General features: G+C 63.5%; 19 protein-coding genes. 11 read left to right on the top strand and 8 right to left on the bottom strand.

The window, feature by feature from the left end; genetic code table 11:
• Positions 1–18: 18 nt before the first annotated feature.
• From ILT44_RS09765 to greA, 6 genes are read left to right on the top strand one after another with little or no spacing between them, the layout of a single operon-like run.
• Positions 19–1,209, top strand: a complete 1,191-nt coding sequence (locus ILT44_RS09765) for a substrate-binding domain-containing protein (RefSeq protein ID WP_204239379.1) — start codon at positions 19–21, stop codon at positions 1,207–1,209.
• 28 nt (positions 1,210–1,237) lie between these two features.
• Positions 1,238–2,005, top strand: a complete 768-nt coding sequence (locus ILT44_RS09760) for an ABC transporter ATP-binding protein (protein WP_204239378.1) — start codon at positions 1,238–1,240, stop codon at positions 2,003–2,005.
• Positions 1,998–2,723, top strand: coding sequence for an ABC transporter ATP-binding protein (locus ILT44_RS09755; RefSeq protein ID WP_204239377.1), 726 nt, complete (start codon positions 1,998–2,000; stop codon positions 2,721–2,723). The genes ILT44_RS09760 and ILT44_RS09755 overlap by 8 nt, the downstream gene beginning before the upstream one ends.
• Positions 2,720–3,742, top strand: coding sequence for a branched-chain amino acid ABC transporter permease (locus tag ILT44_RS09750; RefSeq protein WP_204239376.1), 1,023 nt, complete (start codon positions 2,720–2,722; stop codon positions 3,740–3,742). Before ILT44_RS09755 ends, ILT44_RS09750 begins: the two co-directional genes overlap by 4 nt.
• Positions 3,739–4,878 (top strand): branched-chain amino acid ABC transporter permease, encoded by a 1,140-nt coding sequence (locus ILT44_RS09745; protein ID WP_204239375.1) that lies wholly within the window; start codon positions 3,739–3,741, stop codon positions 4,876–4,878. Before ILT44_RS09750 ends, ILT44_RS09745 begins: the two co-directional genes overlap by 4 nt.
• A gap of 40 nt (positions 4,879–4,918) precedes the next feature.
• The gene (greA, locus tag ILT44_RS09740) at positions 4,919–5,389 is read left to right on the top strand and encodes a transcription elongation factor GreA (RefSeq protein WP_204239374.1); all 471 of its coding nucleotides are present in this window, start codon (positions 4,919–4,921) and stop codon (positions 5,387–5,389) included.
• An 18-nt stretch (positions 5,390–5,407) separates the two neighbouring features.
• Here the strand turns inward: greA and ILT44_RS09735 are convergent, their stop codons facing one another.
• The 8 genes from ILT44_RS09735 to ILT44_RS09700 form a co-directional block, all read right to left on the bottom strand.
• A complete protein-coding gene (locus ILT44_RS09735) occupies positions 5,408–7,144 on the bottom strand; it encodes a mechanosensitive ion channel family protein (RefSeq protein ID WP_204239373.1) in 1,737 nt (578 codons plus the stop codon).
• A 136-nt stretch (positions 7,145–7,280) separates the two neighbouring features.
• Complete coding sequence (locus tag ILT44_RS09730) at positions 7,281–7,724, bottom strand: RidA family protein (protein ID WP_204239372.1); 444 nt, start codon at positions 7,722–7,724, stop codon at positions 7,281–7,283.
• A 13-nt stretch (positions 7,725–7,737) separates the two neighbouring features.
• Positions 7,738–8,922 (bottom strand): acyl-CoA dehydrogenase family protein, encoded by a 1,185-nt coding sequence (locus ILT44_RS09725; RefSeq protein WP_204239371.1) that lies wholly within the window; start codon positions 8,920–8,922, stop codon positions 7,738–7,740.
• 1 nt (position 8,923) lies between these two features.
• Positions 8,924–9,760, bottom strand: coding sequence for an enoyl-CoA hydratase family protein (locus ILT44_RS09720; protein ID WP_204239370.1), 837 nt, complete (start codon positions 9,758–9,760; stop codon positions 8,924–8,926).
• Positions 9,757–10,266 (bottom strand): MarR family winged helix-turn-helix transcriptional regulator, encoded by a 510-nt coding sequence (locus ILT44_RS09715; protein ID WP_204239369.1) that lies wholly within the window; start codon positions 10,264–10,266, stop codon positions 9,757–9,759. Before ILT44_RS09715 ends, ILT44_RS09720 begins: the two co-directional genes overlap by 4 nt.
• Before the next feature lies 1 nt (position 10,267).
• Positions 10,268–11,029, bottom strand: a complete 762-nt coding sequence (locus ILT44_RS09710) for an SDR family NAD(P)-dependent oxidoreductase (protein WP_204239368.1) — start codon at positions 11,027–11,029, stop codon at positions 10,268–10,270.
• 7 nt (positions 11,030–11,036) lie between these two features.
• On the bottom strand, positions 11,037–13,391 hold the full coding sequence (locus ILT44_RS09705; protein ID WP_204239367.1) for a bifunctional salicylyl-CoA 5-hydroxylase/oxidoreductase: 2,355 nt from the start codon (positions 13,389–13,391) through the stop codon (positions 11,037–11,039).
• An 81-nt stretch (positions 13,392–13,472) separates the two neighbouring features.
• Positions 13,473–15,122, bottom strand: coding sequence for a benzoate-CoA ligase family protein (locus ILT44_RS09700; protein WP_204239366.1), 1,650 nt, complete (start codon positions 15,120–15,122; stop codon positions 13,473–13,475).
• 377 nt (positions 15,123–15,499) lie between these two features.
• Between ILT44_RS09700 and ILT44_RS09695 the strand changes: the two genes are divergently transcribed.
• The 5 genes from ILT44_RS09695 to ILT44_RS09675 all read left to right on the top strand — a co-directional run bounded on the left by ILT44_RS09695 (position 15,500) and on the right by ILT44_RS09675 (position 20,222).
• A complete protein-coding gene (locus ILT44_RS09695; RefSeq protein WP_204239365.1) occupies positions 15,500–16,675 on the top strand; it encodes an ABC transporter substrate-binding protein in 1,176 nt (391 codons plus the stop codon).
• 138 nt (positions 16,676–16,813) lie between these two features.
• The gene (locus tag ILT44_RS09690; protein ID WP_204239364.1) at positions 16,814–17,734 is read left to right on the top strand and encodes a branched-chain amino acid ABC transporter permease; all 921 of its coding nucleotides are present in this window, start codon (positions 16,814–16,816) and stop codon (positions 17,732–17,734) included.
• Between the two features lie 10 nt (positions 17,735–17,744).
• Positions 17,745–18,776, top strand: a complete 1,032-nt coding sequence (locus tag ILT44_RS09685) for a branched-chain amino acid ABC transporter permease (RefSeq protein ID WP_204239363.1) — start codon at positions 17,745–17,747, stop codon at positions 18,774–18,776.
• Entirely contained in the window at positions 18,769–19,524 is a 756-nt protein-coding gene (locus tag ILT44_RS09680) for an ABC transporter ATP-binding protein (RefSeq protein ID WP_204239362.1), read from the top strand. The genes ILT44_RS09685 and ILT44_RS09680 overlap by 8 nt, the downstream gene beginning before the upstream one ends.
• Positions 19,524–20,222 carry an ABC transporter ATP-binding protein gene (locus ILT44_RS09675; RefSeq protein ID WP_204239361.1) on the top strand — a complete coding sequence of 233 codons (699 nt, stop codon included), beginning with the start codon at positions 19,524–19,526 and terminating at the stop codon, positions 20,220–20,222. The genes ILT44_RS09680 and ILT44_RS09675 overlap by 1 nt, the downstream gene beginning before the upstream one ends.
• The last annotated feature ends 7 nt before the right edge of the window (positions 20,223–20,229 follow it).

Here is a 20,229-nt window from a genome sequence, read left to right as displayed (position 1 = left end):
AACAGAACGGGGAGCCCGATGCGCCTAGGACTTAAGATCGCTGCCGCCACGGCAGGAATTTTCTTTGCGTCTTCAGCCTTTGCTCAAGACATCAAGATCGCTTTGATTGCCGGCAAGACCGGTCCGCTCGAGGCCTATGCCAAGCAGACCGAGGCCGGCTTCATGATGGGCCTGGAGTACCTGACCAAGGGCACCATGGCCATCAACGGCCGTAAGATCAACGTGATCGTCAAGGACGATCAGCTCAAGGCCGATCTCGCCAAGACGCTGCTGGAGCAGTCCTATAACGACGACAAGGTTGACCTCGCCGTGGGCACCACCTCGTCCGCGGCGGCTCTCGCTATGCTTCCCGTCGCCGAAGAGAACGGCAAGGTTCTGATCGTGGAGCCCGCCGTGGCTGACGCGATCACCGGCGAGAAGTGGAACCGCTTCATCTTCCGCACCGCCCGCAACTCGACGCAGGATGCCTATGGCGCGGCGGCCGCCGTGCCTGTGAGCGGCGACGTATCAATTGCGACGCTGGCGCAGGACTACGCCTTCGGCAAGGATGGCGTCGCCGCGCTGAAGAACGCGCTCGCTCAGATCCGCCCGAATGCGAAGGTAGTCTTCGAGGAATACGCGCCTCAGAACGCCACCGACTTCACCGCATCGGCCCAGCGCATCTTTGACGCGCTCAAGGACAAGCCGGGCAAGAAGATCATCAACATCATCTGGGCCGGCCAGCATCCGCTGCCGAAGATCGCCGACCTGAAGCCCGAGCGCTTCGGCATCGAGATCGCGCCCGGCGGCAACATCCTGCCAGCCATGCAGATCTACAAGAACTATCCCGGCATGGAAGGTGCGGTGTACTACTACTACGCGTTCCCGAAGAACGCGATGAACGACTGGCTGGTCGCTGAGCACCAGAAGCGCTTCAACGCGCCGCCGGACTTCTTCACCGCCGGCGGTTTCGCTGCGGCCTCCGCTGCCGTCACCGCCATCCAGAAGGCCGGCGGGACTGACACCGAAAAGCTGATCACGGCCATGGAAGGCATGACCTTCGAGACGCCCAAGGGACCGATGACCTTCCGCAAGGAAGATCATCAGGCGATGCAGGAGATGTATCACTTCAAGGTCAAGGCCAACGGCAAGGATGCGAACGACCTGCTCGATCTCGTCGCCACCATCCCGGCCGACAAGATGCCGGTCCCAGTTCGCAACAAGCGTTAAGCCTAAGCAGAGATCTGTGACAGCATCGATGACAACCACGCCCGCGCTTGAAACGCGCGGGCTTACCATTCGCTTTGGCGGCCATGTGGCCGTCAACAACGTATCGTGCCGCTTCACCCCCGGCACGCTCACGGCGATCGTCGGCCCCAACGGCGCCGGCAAGACCACCTATTTCAACCTCATCTCCGGCCAGCTGCGCGCCACATCGGGGCAGGTCATCGTCGGAGGAGAGGATATCACGCGTCTGGCCCCTTCCGCCCGCACAAGGCGCGGGCTCGGGCGTGCCTTCCAGTTGACCAACCTGTTTCCCCAGCTCACCGCTCTCGAGAATGTGCGCCTTGCCGTGCAGAGCCGGGCCGATGCCGGCTGGTCGCTGTTCAAGGTTTGGAACACCCGCCGCGATCTGATCGAACAGGCGGAAGCCGTCCTGGAAAGGGTGCGCCTTGCGGACAAGCGGCACATCGCGCCGAAAGCCCTCTCGCATGGCGACCAGCGCAAGCTCGAAGTCGCGCTTCTGATCGCCATGGAGCCCAAGGTCTTCATGTTCGACGAGCCCACCGCCGGCATGAGCGTCGACGAGGTGCCGACGGTGCTCGAGCTCATCAACGACATCAAGCAGCGCGGCGACGCCACCGTGCTCCTCGTGGAGCACAAGATGGACGTGGTGCGCTCGCTCTCCGACCGCATCATCGTTCTCCACAACGGAACACTGGTCGCTGACGGCGATCCCGCAGAAGTCATCGCATCGCCCGTGGTGCAGGAAGCCTATCTCGGCGTGGAGGTGGCCCGTGACTGAGCCTCTCCTGCAGCTCTCCGGCGTGCACACGCATATCGGTCCGTATCATATTCTTCACGGCGTGGACTTCGCCGTTCCAGCCGGTGAGCTGACCATGCTGCTCGGCCGCAACGGCGCCGGCAAGACCACCACTTTGCGCACGATCATGGGCCTGTGGCAGGCCTCTTCGGGCCGCATCCGCTTCGACGGCAGCGACATCACCGCAGGCTCGACGCCCGATATTGCGCGGGCGGGCATTGCCTATGTGCCGGAATCCATGGGCATCTTCACCGATCTGACGGTGCGCGAGAACATCGTGCTGGCCGCTCGCAGCGGCCCCATCGACAAGAGCCGCCTCGACTGGATCCTGGGCCTGTTTCCCGCTCTCAAGCGGTTCTGGAACCTGCCGGCCGGCAATCTCTCCGGCGGGCAGAAGCAGATGCTCGCGATCACCCGCGCCATCGCGGAACCCCGCCGTCTCCTGCTCATCGACGAGCCCACCAAGGGCCTTGCGCCCGTGATGGTGCGGAGCATGATCGAGGCTTTCAAGGCCCTGAAGGCATCGGGCGAGACGATCCTGCTCGTGGAGCAGAATTTCCATGCGGCCTCGGCGCTGGGCGACAACGTGGTCGTGATGGATGACGGGCGCATCGTGCATTCCGGCGCCATGAGCGAGCTGGTTACCGACAAAGCCCTGCAGCAACGCCTGCTCGGCCTTTCTCTGGATGCGCACCAATGAGTGACATGGCTGCCCAATCCTCGGCTCAGACCGAGCTGCCCCGTGCCAAGACGGACTGGCTGCCGCTCCTTCTCATTCCGGCCCTTGCCCTTCTGGCGCTGCCCTTCGTCGGCAGCCCATCGACCTGGGTGACGCTCACCGTCGCCGGTCTTGCCATGGGCATGATGATCTTCCTGATGGCATCAGGCCTCACCCTCGTCTTCGGCCTCATGGACATCATCAATTTCGGGCATGGCGTGTTCATCTCGCTCGGTGCCTATGCCACGCTGCTCGTGCTGGGGCCCCTAGCCGGCTGGGCGCAAGCCGATTCCCTTGGGCTCAATCTCGGTCTGCTGGGGCTGTGCATCCTTACGGCCATGGGCGTCACCGGGATCGTCGGCGCGGTCTTCGAGCGTGTCATCGTGCGCCCGGTCTACGGCAGCCACCTGAAGCAGATCCTGGTCACCATGGGAGGCCTGATCGTCACCGAGCAGCTGATCCACGCCATCTGGGGCGCGTCGCCGATTCCGATCCCGCTGCCGCAATCCCTGCGCGGCGCCTTCGTGCTCGGCGACATCGTGATGGAGCGCTACCGGGTTGTTGCCGTCATCATCGGATTGGTGGTGTTCATCGGCATGCAGCTGCTCCTTAACCGCACCCGGATCGGCCTGCTCATCCGGGCCGGCGTCGAGAACCCGGAGATGGTCGAGGCGCTCGGCTATCGCATCCGCCGCCTCTTCGTCAGCGTCTTCATCGCAGGCTCGGCGCTGGCCGGTCTCGGCGGTGTCATGTGGGCGTTCTACCGCCAGACGCTCACCGCCGGCATGGGCATGGAGGTGATGGTGCTGGTCTTCATCGTCATCATCATAGGCGGCCTCGGCTCCGTCGGTGGCTGCTTCGTCGGCTCTATCCTCGTCGCCCTCGTCGCCAATTATGTCGGCTTCATCGAGCCGAAGCTGGCGCTGATCTCCAACATCCTCGTCATGGCCCTCGTCCTGATCTGGCGTCCCCAGGGCCTGTTTCCGGTAGCGCGCCGATGAGCACATCTCCTGCCCTCGCCCGTCCCTTCGATGAGACCCGCAGGCGGGGCGGCTTTCTGAGTTCGCTCCTGTCGTCGGATCTCCCCCGCTCGCGGGCGCTGAGCCTCATCCTGTTCGCCATCCTCCTGCTTCTGGCCGCGACGCCTTTCCTCTTCTCCGGAAGCCAGCCTGTTGGCACGGCGGCGAAGATCTGCGTCTTCATCGTGCTGGTCGCAAGCTACGACCTGCTGCTCGGCTATTCCGGCATCGTCTCCTTCGCCCACACCATGTTCTTCGGCATCGGCGGCTACGGCATCGCCATCGCGCTCGAGCGCGTGAGCCCCACCTGGGGCTCGGTCGCCATCGGCTTGGCGGCGGCTTTGGCTCTCTCCGCCGTTCTGGCCATCGCCATCGGTCTTCTGTCGCTGCGGGTGCGCGCCATCTTCTTCTCGATGATCACCCTTGCGGTGGCGTCCGCGGCTGCCGTTCTGGCCTCGCAGCTGTCGGACATCACGGGCGGCGAAGACGGCCTGTCGTTCCAGCTGCCCCCGTCGCTTCGCCCGGCCTTCCGTCTGCTCTCGGAGCCGGTTCTCGGCACGATGATCAACGGGCGCCTGCTGGCCTATTACCTCGTCTTCTTCGTTTCGCTGGCAGTGTTCCTCGCCCTGCTGCGCATCGTGAACTCGCCTTTCGGCCGGGTGCTGCAGGCGATCCGCGAGAACGAATTCCGGGCTGAGGCGCTGGGCTACAGGGTTGTTGCGTATCGAACCGCAGCCTCTGTCATCTCGGCCCTGGCAGCGACGATTGCCGGCGCGCTCCTGGCGCTCTGGCTGCGCTATAATGGGCCGGATACGACCCTCTCGTTCTCGATCATGGTCGACATTCTGCTCATGGTCGTCATCGGCGGCATGGGAACCATGTATGGCGCCGTGATCGGCGCGGCCCTGTTCGTGCTGGCACAGAGCTATCTGCAGGTTCTGATGGGTGCTGGAAGCGCCGCGCTGGCGGGTATCCCGCTCCTGCCCAACCTGATCCATCCGGATCGCTGGCTCCTGTGGCTGGGTGCCCTGTTCATCATCAGCGTCTACGCCTTCCCAGGCGGCATCGTCGGGCGCCTGAGGCAAGTCAAAACCATAAAGGCTAAGCGGGAAACTTAGCCGACCTCGGATCGTTTCCTTCCAAGCGGAGGAAGCGTCCATGAGTCGTGCCTTTGTTCGTGAGCCCGAGGGTGGAGAAGCCTTCGAGGACCTTCCTGACCGGACGATCAGCCCCCACCATCTGGTCACGCCGGCCGGCTTGGCCCGCATGGACGCGGAGATCGAGGCTCTGGAACGGCGCCTGACCGAAGCCCAGGTTGCCGATGACAAGGCCGAAGTGGCCCGTCTCTCACGCGACCTGCGCTATTGGTCGGCGCGCAGGGTCTCGGCAGAAGTCGTCCCCCCGCCGACCGACGCGTCCCATGTCCGGTTCGGGGCCCAGGTGACCTTCGAGCGCGAGGACGGGCGCCGGCAGACCTACCGCATCGTGGGTGAGGACGAGGCCGACCCGGCGAAGGGCACCCTCTCCTACGTCTCGCCTCTGGCTCAGGCCCTTATGGGCAAGGAGGTCGGAGATACCGTCCCCATCGGGCAGCAGGGGCAGGCCGAGATCACGGCGATCGACATCTGAAGCCGCTCGATCCTCCGCTTATACGGGATCCTTCAGCGGCACGACATTGCCCGCTGCACCTGAGGCAGCCTCGGCCATGGGCGCAGAGGTCAGCATCCGATCCCGCAGCATGAGGTCGATCTCCTGCTGGATATGCAGGAAATCGCCCCACTTCGAGGTTGCGATCAGAGCGCAGATCTCGACCTTCGGCTTCTCCTCGTAGCCCTCCCGCAGCCTCGCCTGAACGGAGCCGCGCTCGATCTTCGGGTGCTCGGCCACAAGGGCGGCAATGGCCTCGATCTCATGGCGGATCGCTTGGACGTCAGTCGCCTGAAGTCCGACCACCCGGTTGTAGGGCATCCGGTCCCGGTTGGTCAGATTGATGATGTTCAAGTTCACGAAGGTTGCGTTCGGGATGGTGATCAAGGTCCGGTCGAGCCCCCTGATCCGGGTCGAGCGGATCCCGATCTCCTCTACCCTGCCCTCGAGATCCCCGAACCGGCATAGGTCGCCGACGCGGACGGGCCTGTCGGCATAGAGGATCAGGCCGCCGATGAAATTCTCCAGCGTCGGCTTGGCGGCCAGTGCAACCGCCAAGCCGCCGACGCCGAGGCCTGCCAGGACACCGGCCAGGGGAATGCCCAGGTGGGAGGCGCCGTAGATGAGAAGCGCGATGGCGATCGCAAGGCCGGCGATGCGAACGGCGGCCCTTGCAAGGCTTGCATCGATGCTCTGCGTCGCAGACAGGTAGAGCCTTCCGGCAAGGGCGTTGGAGAAGGCAAGCACGGCCCAGATCATTGCGATGTAGGCAATTCCTACGGCAAGTTCCTCGACCGTATCGTTGACCCAGCCCGTCAGGTTGATCTGGTAGTCGGCCATGTAACGCACGAACAAAGCCGCTACGGCCACAGCACCCGGCACGATCACGTTCGCCAGGACCTGGATCGTTCCGCCTTGAGGGGATCTGGAATCGTGTGCCAGAGAATGCACACCGAAGACCGCTGCGACGGCAAGGCACGTCACGAGCACGAATGCGATCCACTGCCAGACCGCCTGTCCCTCGACCTCCACCTTCAGGGGAGCAGGCAGGGCTTCGATCACGCTGAACCATTTCGGCGGCAGCAGATGACCCGGCGACTGGCTGAAGAAGTCATAGAAATCGACCTGAGCGCCATTCTGGTTGGGCTGGTTGCGGATCAGGCGGTAGAAATCCTCGAGCCGCAGCACCGTCTCACGGGAGAACAGGTATGCCCCTGCCTGCGGCCCATCGGCGATGCGCACAAGCCGGATTTCCGTTCCCGGCACATTCCAGCTCGGCAGCGACTGTCGCGAGATCTCATCCTCGCCAGGGACGTCGCTCCTGTCCGGCAGCGGGATACGGTCGAGGATCTCCTTCAGGAGCAGGACGGATTCGAGCCGCCGGTGCTCCAGTTCGACCGGGGGGATGTCCCGCAGATCCAGGGTCCGGGAGGCCCTGCCCAGCAGGGCCTCGGCTTCCGCGACCTTTTCGGTGACGCTCTCGTTCCAGAACAGGCCGGGTTCGGACGTGTTCTCCCGATAAGCGTCCATGAGCAGGCCTGTGGCCTGCGAGACGTCGGTCCGAAAGCTCTCCAGAGTAGCCCGGGGGCTCGACGTCTGCGCCGGAGCGATGAAGCCGAGGCTTCCCCGGGCCCGAGGCGCCCCAAAGAACTGGAGAGCGAAAAACAAGGCAACCAGGAGCGCAGTGACCACTGGAACTGCCGCCTCGCGAAGGGGTCGTCGCGGAGAGATGGTCATGGCGCTTTCCCCGATTATCGATAGGGCCAAGGTGACCGATGTTAGGTCATCCTAGTCCAACGGATGGAGCCTTCCAACACATGGCCGGCTTCACTCTCTCATCGACGCCTTGGGAGGACAATCGAGCCCCTATGACTCATCTCCCATGAGGAACGACGGCGGTTGCTTCGATTTCGAGCCGAGCCGCCTTTTCGACGAGGCGCACCACCTGGACGAGGGCCATGGCCGGGTAATGGGTGCCGAACACCTCCCGGTACGCCCGGCCAAGCTCCCGCAGGTTCGCGAGGTACTCGTCGATGTCGACCACATACCAGGTCAGCCGCACCAGATGGCGAGGCTCGGCGCCTCCTTCCGCCAGGATAGCACGGATGTTCTCGAAGATCTGGCGGGCCTGCGCGACGAAGCCATCGGCGAAGGAGCAGGCCTCATCCCAGCCGACGATGCCGCCGGTGACCACGATCCTGCCTTCGGCCATCATGCCGTTCGCATAGCCTTTAGGGATCGGCCAATGCTTTGGATTGAGCGCCTCAGGCCCGTGATCGGCAGCAGGCAAAGGGGTATCCCCAACAGCAGCTGTCATCGGCATCCACTCCTTAATGCTTGGATTGCTGTGCGAGCATCTTCAGGAGCTCACGCGCAATCACGATCTTCTGGACCTCCGTGGCTCCTTCGTAGATCCGCAGAGCCCTGATCTCCCGGTAGAGCTCCTCGACCTTGACGCCTTTGGTCACGCCGAGGCCGCCGAAGATCTGGACGGCCCTGTCGATCACACGCTGCGCCTCTTCCGTGGCGTACATCTTCGCCATGGCAGCCTCGCGGGTTACGCGTTCCGCACCCTGGTCCTTGGTCCAGGCGGCCCGGTACACGAGAAGCGCGGCGCTGTCGACACCGGTTGCCATATCCGCCAGGGCTGCCTGCGTCAGCTGCAACTCGCCCAAAGGAGCCCCGAAGAGCTTGCGGGACGAGGCGTGTTGCAGCGCTTCGGCCAGAGCGCGGCGGGCCAGTCCGAGCGCGGCGGCACCGACTGTCGCGCGGAACACGTCGAGGGTCGCCATGGCGACCTTGAACCCCTCTCCCGGACCTCCGACTCGCTGCGTGAGCGGCACCCGGCAGCCTTCGAACCGGATTGTGGCGAGCGGATGTGGCGCGATGACATCGATCCGGTTCTCAATCGTCAATCCGGGCATCTGCGCATCGACCACATAGGCCGAAAGGCCTTTCGCGCCGGGCGCTTCGCCGGACCGTGCAAAGACGACATAATGATCCGCGATGCCGCCATTCGAGATCCAGGTCTTCACCCCGTCGAGGCGGACATAATCCGGCCCGTCCATCACGGCCGTTGTGCTCATGGCGGCCACATCCGATCCGGCGTCCGGCTCCGACAGCGCGAAGGCTGCGATGGCCTCCCCGCGCGCGACCGGCGGTAGATACCTTTCCTTCAGCGACTCGGACCCGAACAGGGTGATCGGTCCCGTGCCGAGGCCCTGCATGGCAAAGGCGAAATCCGCCAGACCATCCTGACAGGCCAGAGTTTCGCGGGCCAGGCACAGGGTCCGCACATCGAAGGCCGGCGAGAGGCCGCCATAGGCCTGCGGCACGACAGCCTTGAGCCATCCGCCTTCGCCCAGACGGCGCACGAGACGGCGGCAGGAGGCATCCACATCATGATGCTCGATAAGGGGATGAACCTCCCTTGCAGCCCATTCCCGCAAGCCTTCGGCAAACTGCCGGTGATGGGCCTCGAAGAACGGCCAGGAGAGAAAGCTCGCGTCGATCACGTCAATCTCCCTTGAAGACCGGCTTTTCCTTCGCGGCGAAGGCGCGATAGGCGCGGGCGAAATCCTCCGTCGTCATGCACAGAGCCTGTGCCACGGCCTCGGCCTCGATGGCCTCCTCCACCGACATGGCCCATTCCATGGCGAGCATGCGCTTCGTCATGGCGTTGGCATAGGTTGGGCCCGTGCCGATCATCTGAGCCAGATCGCGCGCCTCATCCAGGAGTTGTCCGGCTTCGACGAGCCGGCTGAAGAAGCCCCACCTCTCGCCTTCCTCCGCACTCATGAAGCGCCCCGTGTAGAGCAGCTCCGAGGCTCGTCCCTGCCCGATGATGCGGGGAAGGATGGCGCAGGCACCCATGTCGCAGCCCGCAAGACCCACCTTGTTGAACAGGAAGGCCACCTTGGCTCCGGGTGCCGCAAGGCGGATGTCGGACGCCATGGCGATGATGGCGCCTGCTCCGGCACAGATGCCCTCGACAGCAGCGATCACGGGCTGCGGCGCCGCCCGCATGGCCTTGACCAGCTCCCCGGTCATGCGCGTGAAGGCAGTCAACCCCTTGGTGTCCATCTCGACCAGCGGGCCGATGATCTCGAAGACGTCGCCACCGGACGAAAAATTTCCTCCTGCGCCGGTCACGACGATGGCTTTGACATCCTCGTCTTTCGCGCAGGCGTGGAAGAAGTCCGTCAGTTCGCGATAGCTCTCGAAGGTGAGAGGATTCTTCTTATCCGGTCGATTGAGCGTGACCGTCGCTACGGGCCCGTCCAATGACAACAGGAAGTGGCGCGGCTCATAGGTGTTGAGCGGGAGCGTGACGGAATTGGCGAACTGGATCACTGGGCCTCTCCCTTGATGGCGCGGCGCGCCGACAGCTTGGTCTTTCCAAGAAGCCGCATGAGGTCGCCCCGGTCTCTGGCCGTGAGATCGCCGAACAGGTCGGCAATCCAGAATTCATGCTCAGCCGCCATGGTGCGGAACTCCGCACGACCGCTGTCCGTCAGGCTAATGACAGTAGCCCTCCGGTCCGTCGGAGAAACGGTGCGCACGACATGACCGGAGGCGACGAGCCGGTCCACAAGCCCGGTCAGATTGCCGTTCGAGACCATCATCCGTTTGGAGAGATCAGACAACGTCATGCCGTCCGGCACCTTGTCGAGCTGCGCCATCAGGTCGAAGCGAGGCAAGGTGACATCGAACCGCTCGCGCAGGCGGCGGCGCACGTCCCCTTCGATGAGGGTGGTGCAGGTGAGAAGGCGCAACCAGAGGCGCAGCTCCTCCCTGTGATCCTCCGGCATCTCGACCGCCTTCGTTTCGGCATCGAGCGGAATGGCCTGATCGTCCATCCTAGATCTCTCCCCCGGCCACAACGATGGCCTGCCCGGTTACGGACCGTGCTCCCTCGCTGCAGAGCCAGAGCACTGCAGCGGCCACTTCAGACGGGTCGATGAGTCTTCCCTGCGGGTTGTGCTTTACGAGCTCGTTTAATGCCTCGTCACGGGTCCGGTTGGTTTTAGCCATGATCCTTTCAAGACTCTCTGCCACGAGATCCGTGTCCGTGAAACCGGGGCAGACGGCGTTCACGGTGATGCCGGTCCTCGATGTCTCGAGAGCCAGGGCCCGAACGAAGCCGACAACCGCATGCTTGGCCGCGCAATAGGCGCTGACATAGGGATATCCCTTGAGGCCCGCCGTCGAGGCAACGGCGATAATACGCCCGAAGCCGCGCTCCGTCATGGAGCCGAGCACGGCCTGAGCCACGTTCGTGACGCCAAGCAGGTTCACGTCCAGCATCTGCCGGAAGATCTCCGGACCTGACTTCATGAAGGGCGCCGAAGCCGCTGCTCCTGCATTGGCGATCATCAGATCAATCGGCCCGTAACGCGAGACGGCTTCCTGCAATGCGGACTGAACCTTCTGCGCATCCGTGACATCGGCCACCGCTGCGGCATGCGCATCGCCCTGCATGATGGCCTGCTCGAGCTGTCTGGGGTTACGCCCGACGATGGTCACGGTCGCACCAGCCTTCACGAGGCACGATGCGATCGCCCTGCCGATTCCGCGACCGCCGCCAGTAACCAATGCATGCCGCCCCTTGAGATTTGTCATGGTTCTCTCATTCCGCCGCGAGAGGCTTCTCACCGGCCTCCATCTTCAACTCGGCCCGGGTCTTAGGCTTCGCCTTCACCTTCAGTTCTTCCAGATCCTGCCGATCCCGCACGGAGTTGCGGAAGATCTGATCCCTTCCGGCGTGATATTGCGGCGGGCAATGAATGTTGGCGGCGCCGTACCAGGCTGCCGCCTTCATGGTGAAGAACGGATCGACGAGATGCGGCCGGCCAAGTGCGACGAGATCCGCCCGGCCTGCGGCGAGGATCGTGTTCACCTGATCGGCCGCCGTGATGTTGCCGACGCACATCGTGGCAACCCGCGCCTCATTGCGCACCTGATCGGAGAACGGCGTCTGGAACATACGACCGTAGATCGGCCGCGCCTCGCGCACAGTCTGTCCCGTCGAGACATCGACGAGATCGACCCCATGCTCCGCAAAGGCACGAGCGATCTCGACCGCCTCCTCGCCGGTGACCCCGCCCTCTGCCCAGTCGGTTGCGGAAATGCGCACGGACATGGGCTTGTGCGCAGGCCAGACCTCACGCATGGCATCGAACACCTCAAGCGGATACCGCAGCCGGTTCTCGAGGGAGCCGCCATATTCGTCGGTCCGATGGTTGGTGAGCGGCGAGATGAAGCTCGCCAGCAGATATCCGTGGGCGCAGTGGAGTTCGAGCATGTCGAAGCCGGCCCGCTCACCCCTTCGGGCGGCCTCGACGAACTGCAGCTTGATGGTTTCCAGCTCGGCACGCGTGGCTTCGCGCGGAACCTGGCTGTCCGGAAAATAGGGAATGGGCGATGCGGAGCAGATATCCCAGGCGCCCTCCTCCAGCGGCCGATCGATGCCCTCCCACATGAGCTTGGTGGCGCCTTTCCGGCCTGAATGGCCGAGCTGCAGGCAGATCTTCGTCCCCGAGTTTGCATGAACGAAATCGACGATCCGCTTCCAGGCGGCCTCCTGCTCGTCGTTCCACAAGCCCGTGCAGCCGAGCGTGATGCGGGCCTCGGGTGACACGCAGGTCATTTCCGTGAAGACCAAGCCCGCGCCGCCTGTCGCGCGCGAACCGTAATGAACGAGATGGAAATCGTTCGGCACCCCATCCTTCGCCGAGTACATATCCATCGGCGACACCACAACCCGGTTGGCGACGACCATCTCGCGCAGGCGGAAGGGCTGAAACATCGGCACGTTCGGATTGTCGACCGATACGTCGAACCCGTGCCGGCGCACCTGCTTTGCAAAGGTCCGGTCGACGGCGGCCACGAATTCGGGCGCCCGCAGGCGGAGGTTGTCATAGGTGATCGCCTTGGCGCGGGTCATGACGCCGAAGGCGAACTGGACGGGGTCGAAATCCCAGAAGCGCGCCACATGCTCGAACCAGACCAGCGATACGTCGGCCGCATGCTGGGTCTTCTCGACCTCCTCGCGCCGCCCCGTCTCGTAGAGCGCCAGCGCACCCTCGACGCCCGGATCGCGCCGGAAGGCCTCATAGAGCGCGATGGCATCCTCCATCGCGAGCTTCGTGCCCGAGCCGATGGAGAAATGCGCCGAGGCTTTGGCGTCGCCGAGCAGCACCTTGTTGCCCATGACCCAGCGCTTGTTGCGGATCATCGGGAAGTTGCGCCAGATCGAACGGTTGGTGAGGATCCGGTGCCCACCGAGGAACCAGCCAAAGATCTCTTCCATGAGCGCTGCAGATTCCGCCTCGCTCTTGTCCTTCAGCCCAGCCCGCTCGAAGGTCTCCGGGTCAGTCTCGAACACCCAGGTCGAGCGGTTCGCCTCATATTGATAGGCGTGCGCGATGAACGGCCCCCACTCGGTCTCCTGGAAGATGAAGGTGAAGGCGTCGAGTGGCTTGGTTGATCCCATCCAGGCGAACTTGTTGGGCCGCAGATCCACCTCAGGCTGGAAATGCTCCGCATACCGGTCCCGGAACCGGCTGTTGATGCCGTCGGCCACGACGACGAGGTCGGCATCCGCGAACAAGCTCTCGTCATCGACATCCACATCGTAGCGCAGTTCGACGCCGAGCTCCTCCGCCCGGTCCTGCAGGATCAGGAGCAGCGTGCGGCGCGAGCAGCCGCAGAATCCGTTGCCGCCGATCCGGTGCTCGGTTCCCCGGAAGTGGATCGCGATGTCATCCCAATAGGCGAACTCACGGGTGATGCGCTGATAGCTCGGAAGATCGTACTTCTCGAAATTGTCCAGGGTCGCATCGGAGAAGACGACGCCGAACCCGAAGGTCTCGTCGGCCCGGTTGCGCTCATAGACCGTGATGTCGGATTCCGGCCTGAACTTCTTCAGCAGGATCGCGAAATAGAGCCCTGCAGGGCCGCCGCCGATGATCGCCGTCTTCATGAGGTCCCTACCCGAGTTGCGAATTTATTTTAAGCTTAAAACAATTACCAATCAACCTGCGCAGTCGCACCGGCTCGGGGGTCAGGCGCTCATCGCCTCCTGAGGCTTTGGAGCCTCCTGAGCGATGCGGCGCAGTTCGAAGCGCTGAAGCTTGCCGGTCTGGGTCCGAGGCAGGGCATCCACATACTCGATGATGCGAGGGTACTTATAAGGAGCGATCTCCGCCTTTACGTGGTCCTGGAGCGCCTTGGTTAGATCGGCGCCTGGGGCATGGCCGGGGTGCAACACCACATAGGCCTTGACGACCGTTCCGCGCCCGTCATCGGGCGCGCCCACCACGCCGCATTCGGCCACCGCCGCATGCGTGAGAAGCGCTGCCTCGACCTCTGGACCCGCAATATTGTAGCCTGCGGAGATGATCATGTCGTCGGAGCGTGCCTGATACCAGAAGTACCCGTCCTCATCCATGAGGTAGGTGTCGCCGGTGACGTTCCAACCATCCTGCACGTATTTGCGCTGCCGCTCGTCGGCGAGGTAACGGCAGCCAGTCGGACCGCGGACGGCCAGGCGGCCGAGGCTGCCGGGCGGCAGGTCGCGCCCCTCCTCGTCGATGACCTTCGCCTCGTATCCCGGGACGGGCTTGCCGGTGGCTCCGGGGCGGATCTCCTCCTCGGTGGCGGCGATGAAGATGTGCAGCATCTCGGTCGCACCGATTCCATCCATCAGCCGAATGTTCGTCGCATCCCTCCAGGCCTCGAAGGTGCCTTTCGGCAGGGGCTCGCCGGCGGAGACGCATTTGCGCAAGGATGAAATGTCGTAGCCTTCCAGTTTCGACAGCATGGCGCGGTAGGCCGTTGGTGCCGTGAAGCATATGGTGGCCTTGTACTGCATGATCGCCGGCAGAAGATCGTCGGGACCTGCCTTCTCCAGCAGCACGGTCGAGGCCCCCACCCTCATGGGGAAGAGTACGATGCCGCCGAGCCCGAACGTGAAGGCGAGCGGCGGTGAGCCAATGAAGCGGTCGGTCGGCCCGGGCCGCAGCACATTGCGGGAATAGGCATCGCAGATCGCCAGCATGTCGCGATGGAAATGCATGGTGCCCTTCGGCTCGCCGGTCGTGCCCGAGGTGAAGCCGATCAGGCACACGTCGTCCGCCGCCGTGTCGACGGCGGTGAATTCAGGCGAGGCCTCGGCGATCAAAGCCTCGAGACTGTCGGGCGTGCCAGTACCCCAATACACCACGTGCTGCAGATCAGGCGCCATGGTCCTGGCGCGTTCCATATCCTCCGCGAGGCGATGGTCGCAGAGAGCGATGGTGATCCTGGCCTTGGTCAGCGGAAACGCGATCTCCCTCGCGCGCAGCAGGGGCATGGTGGCGACCACGACGCCGCCGGCCTTCAGCACGGCGAGATAAGCCGCCACCATCATCGGATTGTTGGCGGAGCGCAGGAGAACCCGGCTGCCCGGCACGAAGCCGAGCCGCTGGACCAGCACGTTGCAGATTCGGTTCACCCGATCCTGGAGCTCACGATAGGTCAGTGTCTCGGCCGGACTGATCAGGCAGGGCTCGTCGCCCCTGCCCTCATTGACCCATCGATCGAGGAAAGCCACGGCACAGTTGAGCCGCTCCGGATATTGCAGCTCGGGACGGTTCAAGATGAATGTCGGCCACTGATCCCGAGGCGGAAGGTTGTCTCTCGCGAAGGTATCCACATGTGCCGTGTCCGCCATCGTCCGCTCCTCCGTTCGATTGTGGAGCAGGAGAGCAAGGCTGCGCATTCGACGGGCCGGGCCCAATGCTTGGAGGCCATGAAGGCGCTCCTCGGGCTCCCTCGTCCCGCTCCTCACGCAGCTGTCATCCCACCGACCTTCCTCTGCGAAACAATCCGCTTGAAGAAGCCGGAAATTATTTTAAACTTAAAACAATACTTGGCAATCCCAAAGTTTGAGGATGCCAGTGCGAAGGCTCCAACAAAGGGAGTGTTCGGCAGAAACGTTTTGCGGCACAGTAGCGCCGCCCCTTCCGTCGAGGCGCCTCGCGTCCCGCCGGATACAATCACTCAAAGCACGGCAAACGTGCGCAGGGAACAGCCACCCGGGAGACCATGATGAACGGAACGATCAAAACCCTTGGCCTTGCAGCGGCCGTGACTTTGGCTGCAGCGCCGGCCATGGCGCAGGAAAAGCTGAAGGTCGGCCTGCTGCTGACCCTCTCCGGCCCCTCGGCCGTGCTCGGCCAGCATGCGCGGGACGGCTTCCAGCTCGCCGTCAAGGATCTGGGCGGCAAGCTCGGTGGACGCGATGTCGAGGTGATTGTCGTCGACGACGAGTTGAAGCCTGATGTTGCCGTGACGAAGGTCAAAGGCCTCATCGAACGCGACAAGGTGGACTTCGTCGTCGGCCCGATCTTCTCGAACGTGGCGGTCGCCACCCACAAGCCGATCGTCGATTCCAAGACATTCTACATCAGCGTGAATGCCGGCCCGTCGAACCTCGCCGGCAAGAGCTGCAACCCCTACTTCTTCGCGACATCCTATCAGAACGATCAGAACCATGAGGTTCTCGGCAAGGTGGCGCAGGACCGCGGCTATAAGAAGGTCTATCTGCTAGCGCCGAACTATCAGGCCGGCAAGGATGCGCTGGCCGGGTTCAAGCGCCATTACAAGGGCGAGATTGTCGAGGAATCCTACACTCCTCTCAACACCCTCGACTTCCAGTCCGAGCTTGCGAAGATCGCCTCCATGCAGCCGGATGCGATCTTCACCTTCATGCCGGGCGGCATGGGCGTGAACCTCGTCAAGCAATACCGCGCAGCGGGTCTTGCCGACCGCATCCCGTTTCTCTCCGCCTTTACCGTGGACGAGACCAACCTGCCGGCGCAGCAGGATGCCGCCATCGGCATGCTCAGCGGGTCGAACTGGGCTCCGAACATGGACACGCCGGAGAACAAGAAGTTCGTGGCCGCCTACGAAGCCGCCTACAACGCGGTTCCGGCCTCCTATGCCATGCATTCCTATGATGCAGCTCTCCTGATCGATTCCGCCCTCAAGGCCACCGGCGGCAAGACGGACAACAAGGATGCTTTGCGCGCCGCCATCCAGAAGGCCGAGTTCAAATCCCTGCGCGGCGACTTCAAGTTCGGCGCCAACGGCTTCCCGGTCCAGGACTTCTATCTGGTGAAGGCGGCCAAGCGTCCAGATGGTAAGCTTCAGACGGAAATCGCCGAGAAGGTGTTCGACAACTACACGGACGCCTACGCAAAGGAATGCGCGCCGACGAACTAAGTCTATTTGGCTGACGCGGCCTGTCTCGGAGAATGCTGGGACAGGCCGTCTCTTTCAATGCACCTTTCATGATGCCCTCGCCTGAGGGCATGCGAGCGGAGGCTCGGTTGATGCAGGCCTGCAGCCAGTGACGCGCCGATGACAGCAACCCTCTTCTTCGTCCAGGCTCTGAACGGCCTTCAGTTCGGCCTCATTCTCTTCCTCATCGCCGCCGGCTTGACCCTGGTCTTCGGGGTGATGGACTTCATCAACTTGGCTCACGGCGTGCAATACATGGTCGGCGCCTATCTGGTCGCGGCGTTCAGCGCCTGGACCGGGAGCTTCGGCTGGGCCCTTTTGCTTGCCCTTCCCTCTGCGCTGGCTTTCGGTCTCCTGCTTGAGGTCCTGGTGTTCAGACACCTCTATGACCGCGATCACCTCGACCAGGTGCTGGCAACCTTCGGCGTGATCCTGTTCCTGAACCAGGGTGTCAGGTTCGTCTGGGGCGCGGCTCCCTTAAGCGTCCCCGTGCCCGAACTGCTCTCCGGCTCGGTGGAGATCGCCAACGGCCTGCTCTATCCGGTCTATCGCCTTGCCATTATCGCGGCCGGCCTCGTGGTCGCCGCCCTGCTCTATGTTCTGGTCAATCACACGCGCGTCGGCATGCTGGTGCGCGCTGGCGCCAGCAATGCTGCCATGGTCTCGGCGCTCGGCGTCAATATCCAGCGGCTGTTCATGGTGGTGTTCGGGTTCGGCGCCATGCTTGCGGGCTTCGCTGGCGCCATGGTGGCTCCGATCCTGTCCGTCGAGCCCGGCATGGGCGACAACATCCTCATCCTCGCCTTCGTGGTCATCGTCATCGGCGGCATCGGCTCGATCCGCGGCGCCTTCCTGGCCGCTCTCCTGATCGGCCTGGTCGATACGGTCGGCCGCTCCTTCGCGCCGAACCTGCTGCGCCTCGTCCTAGATCCAGCCGCCGCGAGTCAGACCGGACGCGCCATCGCACCGATGCTGATCTACATCTTCATGGCAGCCATCCTGTTCTTCCGCCCCTCCGGGCTGTTTCCCGTAAAGCGCTGAGGGCGCAGCCATGACTGAGATCGCCGAGACCCAATCCGCTCCTGCCACGTCGTTCACGACGCGGTTCGAGATCGTTCCCCTCGTGCTCTTTGCCGCCTTCGCAGCAGCGCCGCTCCTCGCCACCTTCTCCGGTGCGGAAGGCTATGTCCTGTCCCTGCTGACGCGGGTGATGATCTTCGGCATTGCTGCCATGGCTCTCGACCTCATCCTCGGCTACGGCGCCCTTGTGAGCTTCGGCCATGCGGCGTTTCTCGGCCTCGGCGCCTATACGGTCGGCATCCTGGCAAGCCATGGTTTCGAGGATGCCCTCGTTCAGATCCCCGTCGCCCTCCTCGCGTCAGCCGTGTTCGCATTATTCACGGGCGCCATCTCCCTGCGGACCAAGGGCGTCTATTTCATCATGATCACCCTCGCCTTCGGGCAGATGCTGTATTTCCTAGCAACATCGCTCGCGGCTTATGGCGGCGACGATGGCATGACCCTGGCATCCCGCAGCCTTGTCGCCGGAACCGACTGGCTTGAGAACGATTTCACCTTCTACTGGCTCTGCCTGGTCTGCCTAGTCGGAGCCTACGCTCTCTCGCGGTCGATCGTCGCCTCCCGCTTTGGCCGGGTCCTGCGCGGGACGCGGGAGAACTCCGTCCGCATGGAAGCCATCGGCTTCCAGCCCTTCCGCTTTCAGCTCGCGGCCTATGTCATCAGCGGCATGATGGCGGGATTGGCCGGATGTCTTCTGGCCAATCAGGCGGAGTTCGTCAGCCCTGCCTTCATGACGTGGCAGCGTTCGGGCGAGCTGATCTTCATGGTCGTGCTCGGCGGGCTCGGCTCTCTGCATGGAGCCATCATCGGTGCCGCCGCCTTCCTGCTGCTGGAAGAGTTCCTGCCCGAGATCCTGCATGCTTCGAGCTTCTTTCTCGGCGAGGAAACGCGAGCGCATCTCGCCGAGAACTGGAAGATGGTGTTCGGGCCCCTGCTCATCCTGATCGTGCTGTTCGTCAGAGGCGGGATCATGGGCCTGCTGCGGAGGCCGCATCATGGCTGAACCGCTGCTCGAGCTTCGCAGTCTGCGGAAGAATTACGGCGCCCTCGTCGTCACCGACGATGTCAGCCTTTCGGTTGCGCCTGGCGAGCTGCATGCCATCATCGGTCCCAACGGTGCGGGGAAGACGACCCTCATCCACCAGATCTCAGGGATGCTGCCATCCAATTCGGGGCAGATCCTGTTCGCTGGCGAGGACATCACGCACCTCACCATGCCGCAGCGGGTCAATTGTGGATTGGCTCGATCGTTTCAGATCACGTCCATCCTGCCCGGATTCTCAGCCCTGGAGAACGTCGCCCTTGCGGCTCAGGCCCGCTCCGGCTCAAGCTTCCGCTTCTTCGGCAATGCCTCGCAGGAGAAAAAGCTGAACGATCCGGCGATGGAATGTCTCAGCGAGGTCGGGCTTGGGGCACGCGCCCACATCCCCGCGGGCCTTCTCTCACACGGGGAGAAGCGCCAGCTGGAGCTCGCCATCGGCCTTGCGACCGAGCCGAAGCTGCTCCTGCTCGACGAGCCCCTGGCCGGAACCGGGCATGACGAATCCCAGCGCGTCGTCGAGACCTTGCGCCGCCTGAAGAATCGCTTGACGGTCGTTCTCATCGAGCATGACATGGACGCGGTCTTCTCCCTCGCCGACCGCGTCTCCGTTCTTGTCTATGGGCGCCTCATCGCCACCGATACGCCGGAGCGGATCAGAGCTAATCCCGAGGTACGCGCCGCCTATCTCGGCGAAGAGGAGTTGGTCTGATGCTTTCGGTCCGGCAGCTTCAGGCCTCCTACGGCGCAGCCCAGGTCCTGTTCGACATTTCGCTCGATGTCGGTGCCGGCGAGGTGGTGACGCTGCTCGGCCGCAACGGCATGGGCAAGACCACCACCGTGCGATCGATCATGGGCCTCCTGCGCCCGCGCGGCGGCGAGGTGCGCTTCGACGGCGCTGTCGTGACGGGGTTTGCGCCTTATCGGATTGCGCAGACCGGCATCGGACTGGTGCCGGAAGGACGGCAGATCTTCCCGACCCTGACGGTCGAGGAAAACCTCGTCGCTACGGCCTCTGCACGCAGGGGTTCGCGCCGCTGGACACTCGATACCGTCTACGACCTGTTCCCGCGCCTGAAGGAGCGACGGAGCAATCTCGGGACGCAGCTGTCAGGGGGCGAGCAGCAGATGCTGGCCATCGGACGCGCCTTGATGACGAACCCGAAGCTGCTCATCCTGGACGAGGCGACCGAAGGACTGGCGCCGTTGATCCGCGCCGAGATCTGGACCTGTCTCAAACGCCTCAAGGGTGAGCGCCAGTCGATCCTCGTCATCGACAAGAACGTGGGAGTGCTGGCAACCTTCGCCGACCGCCACGTAATCGTCGAGAAGGGCCGCTCGGTCTGGACGGGAACCAGCGAAGAACTCATGACCGATACCAGCCTGAAGGACCGGTATCTGCACGTCTAGGGATGAA

The organism is Microvirga arvi, from assembly GCF_016892765.1.
Classification (GTDB): domain Bacteria; phylum Pseudomonadota; class Alphaproteobacteria; order Rhizobiales; family Beijerinckiaceae; genus Microvirga; species Microvirga arvi.
This window is presented reverse-complemented; position numbering and strand designations above follow the sequence as displayed.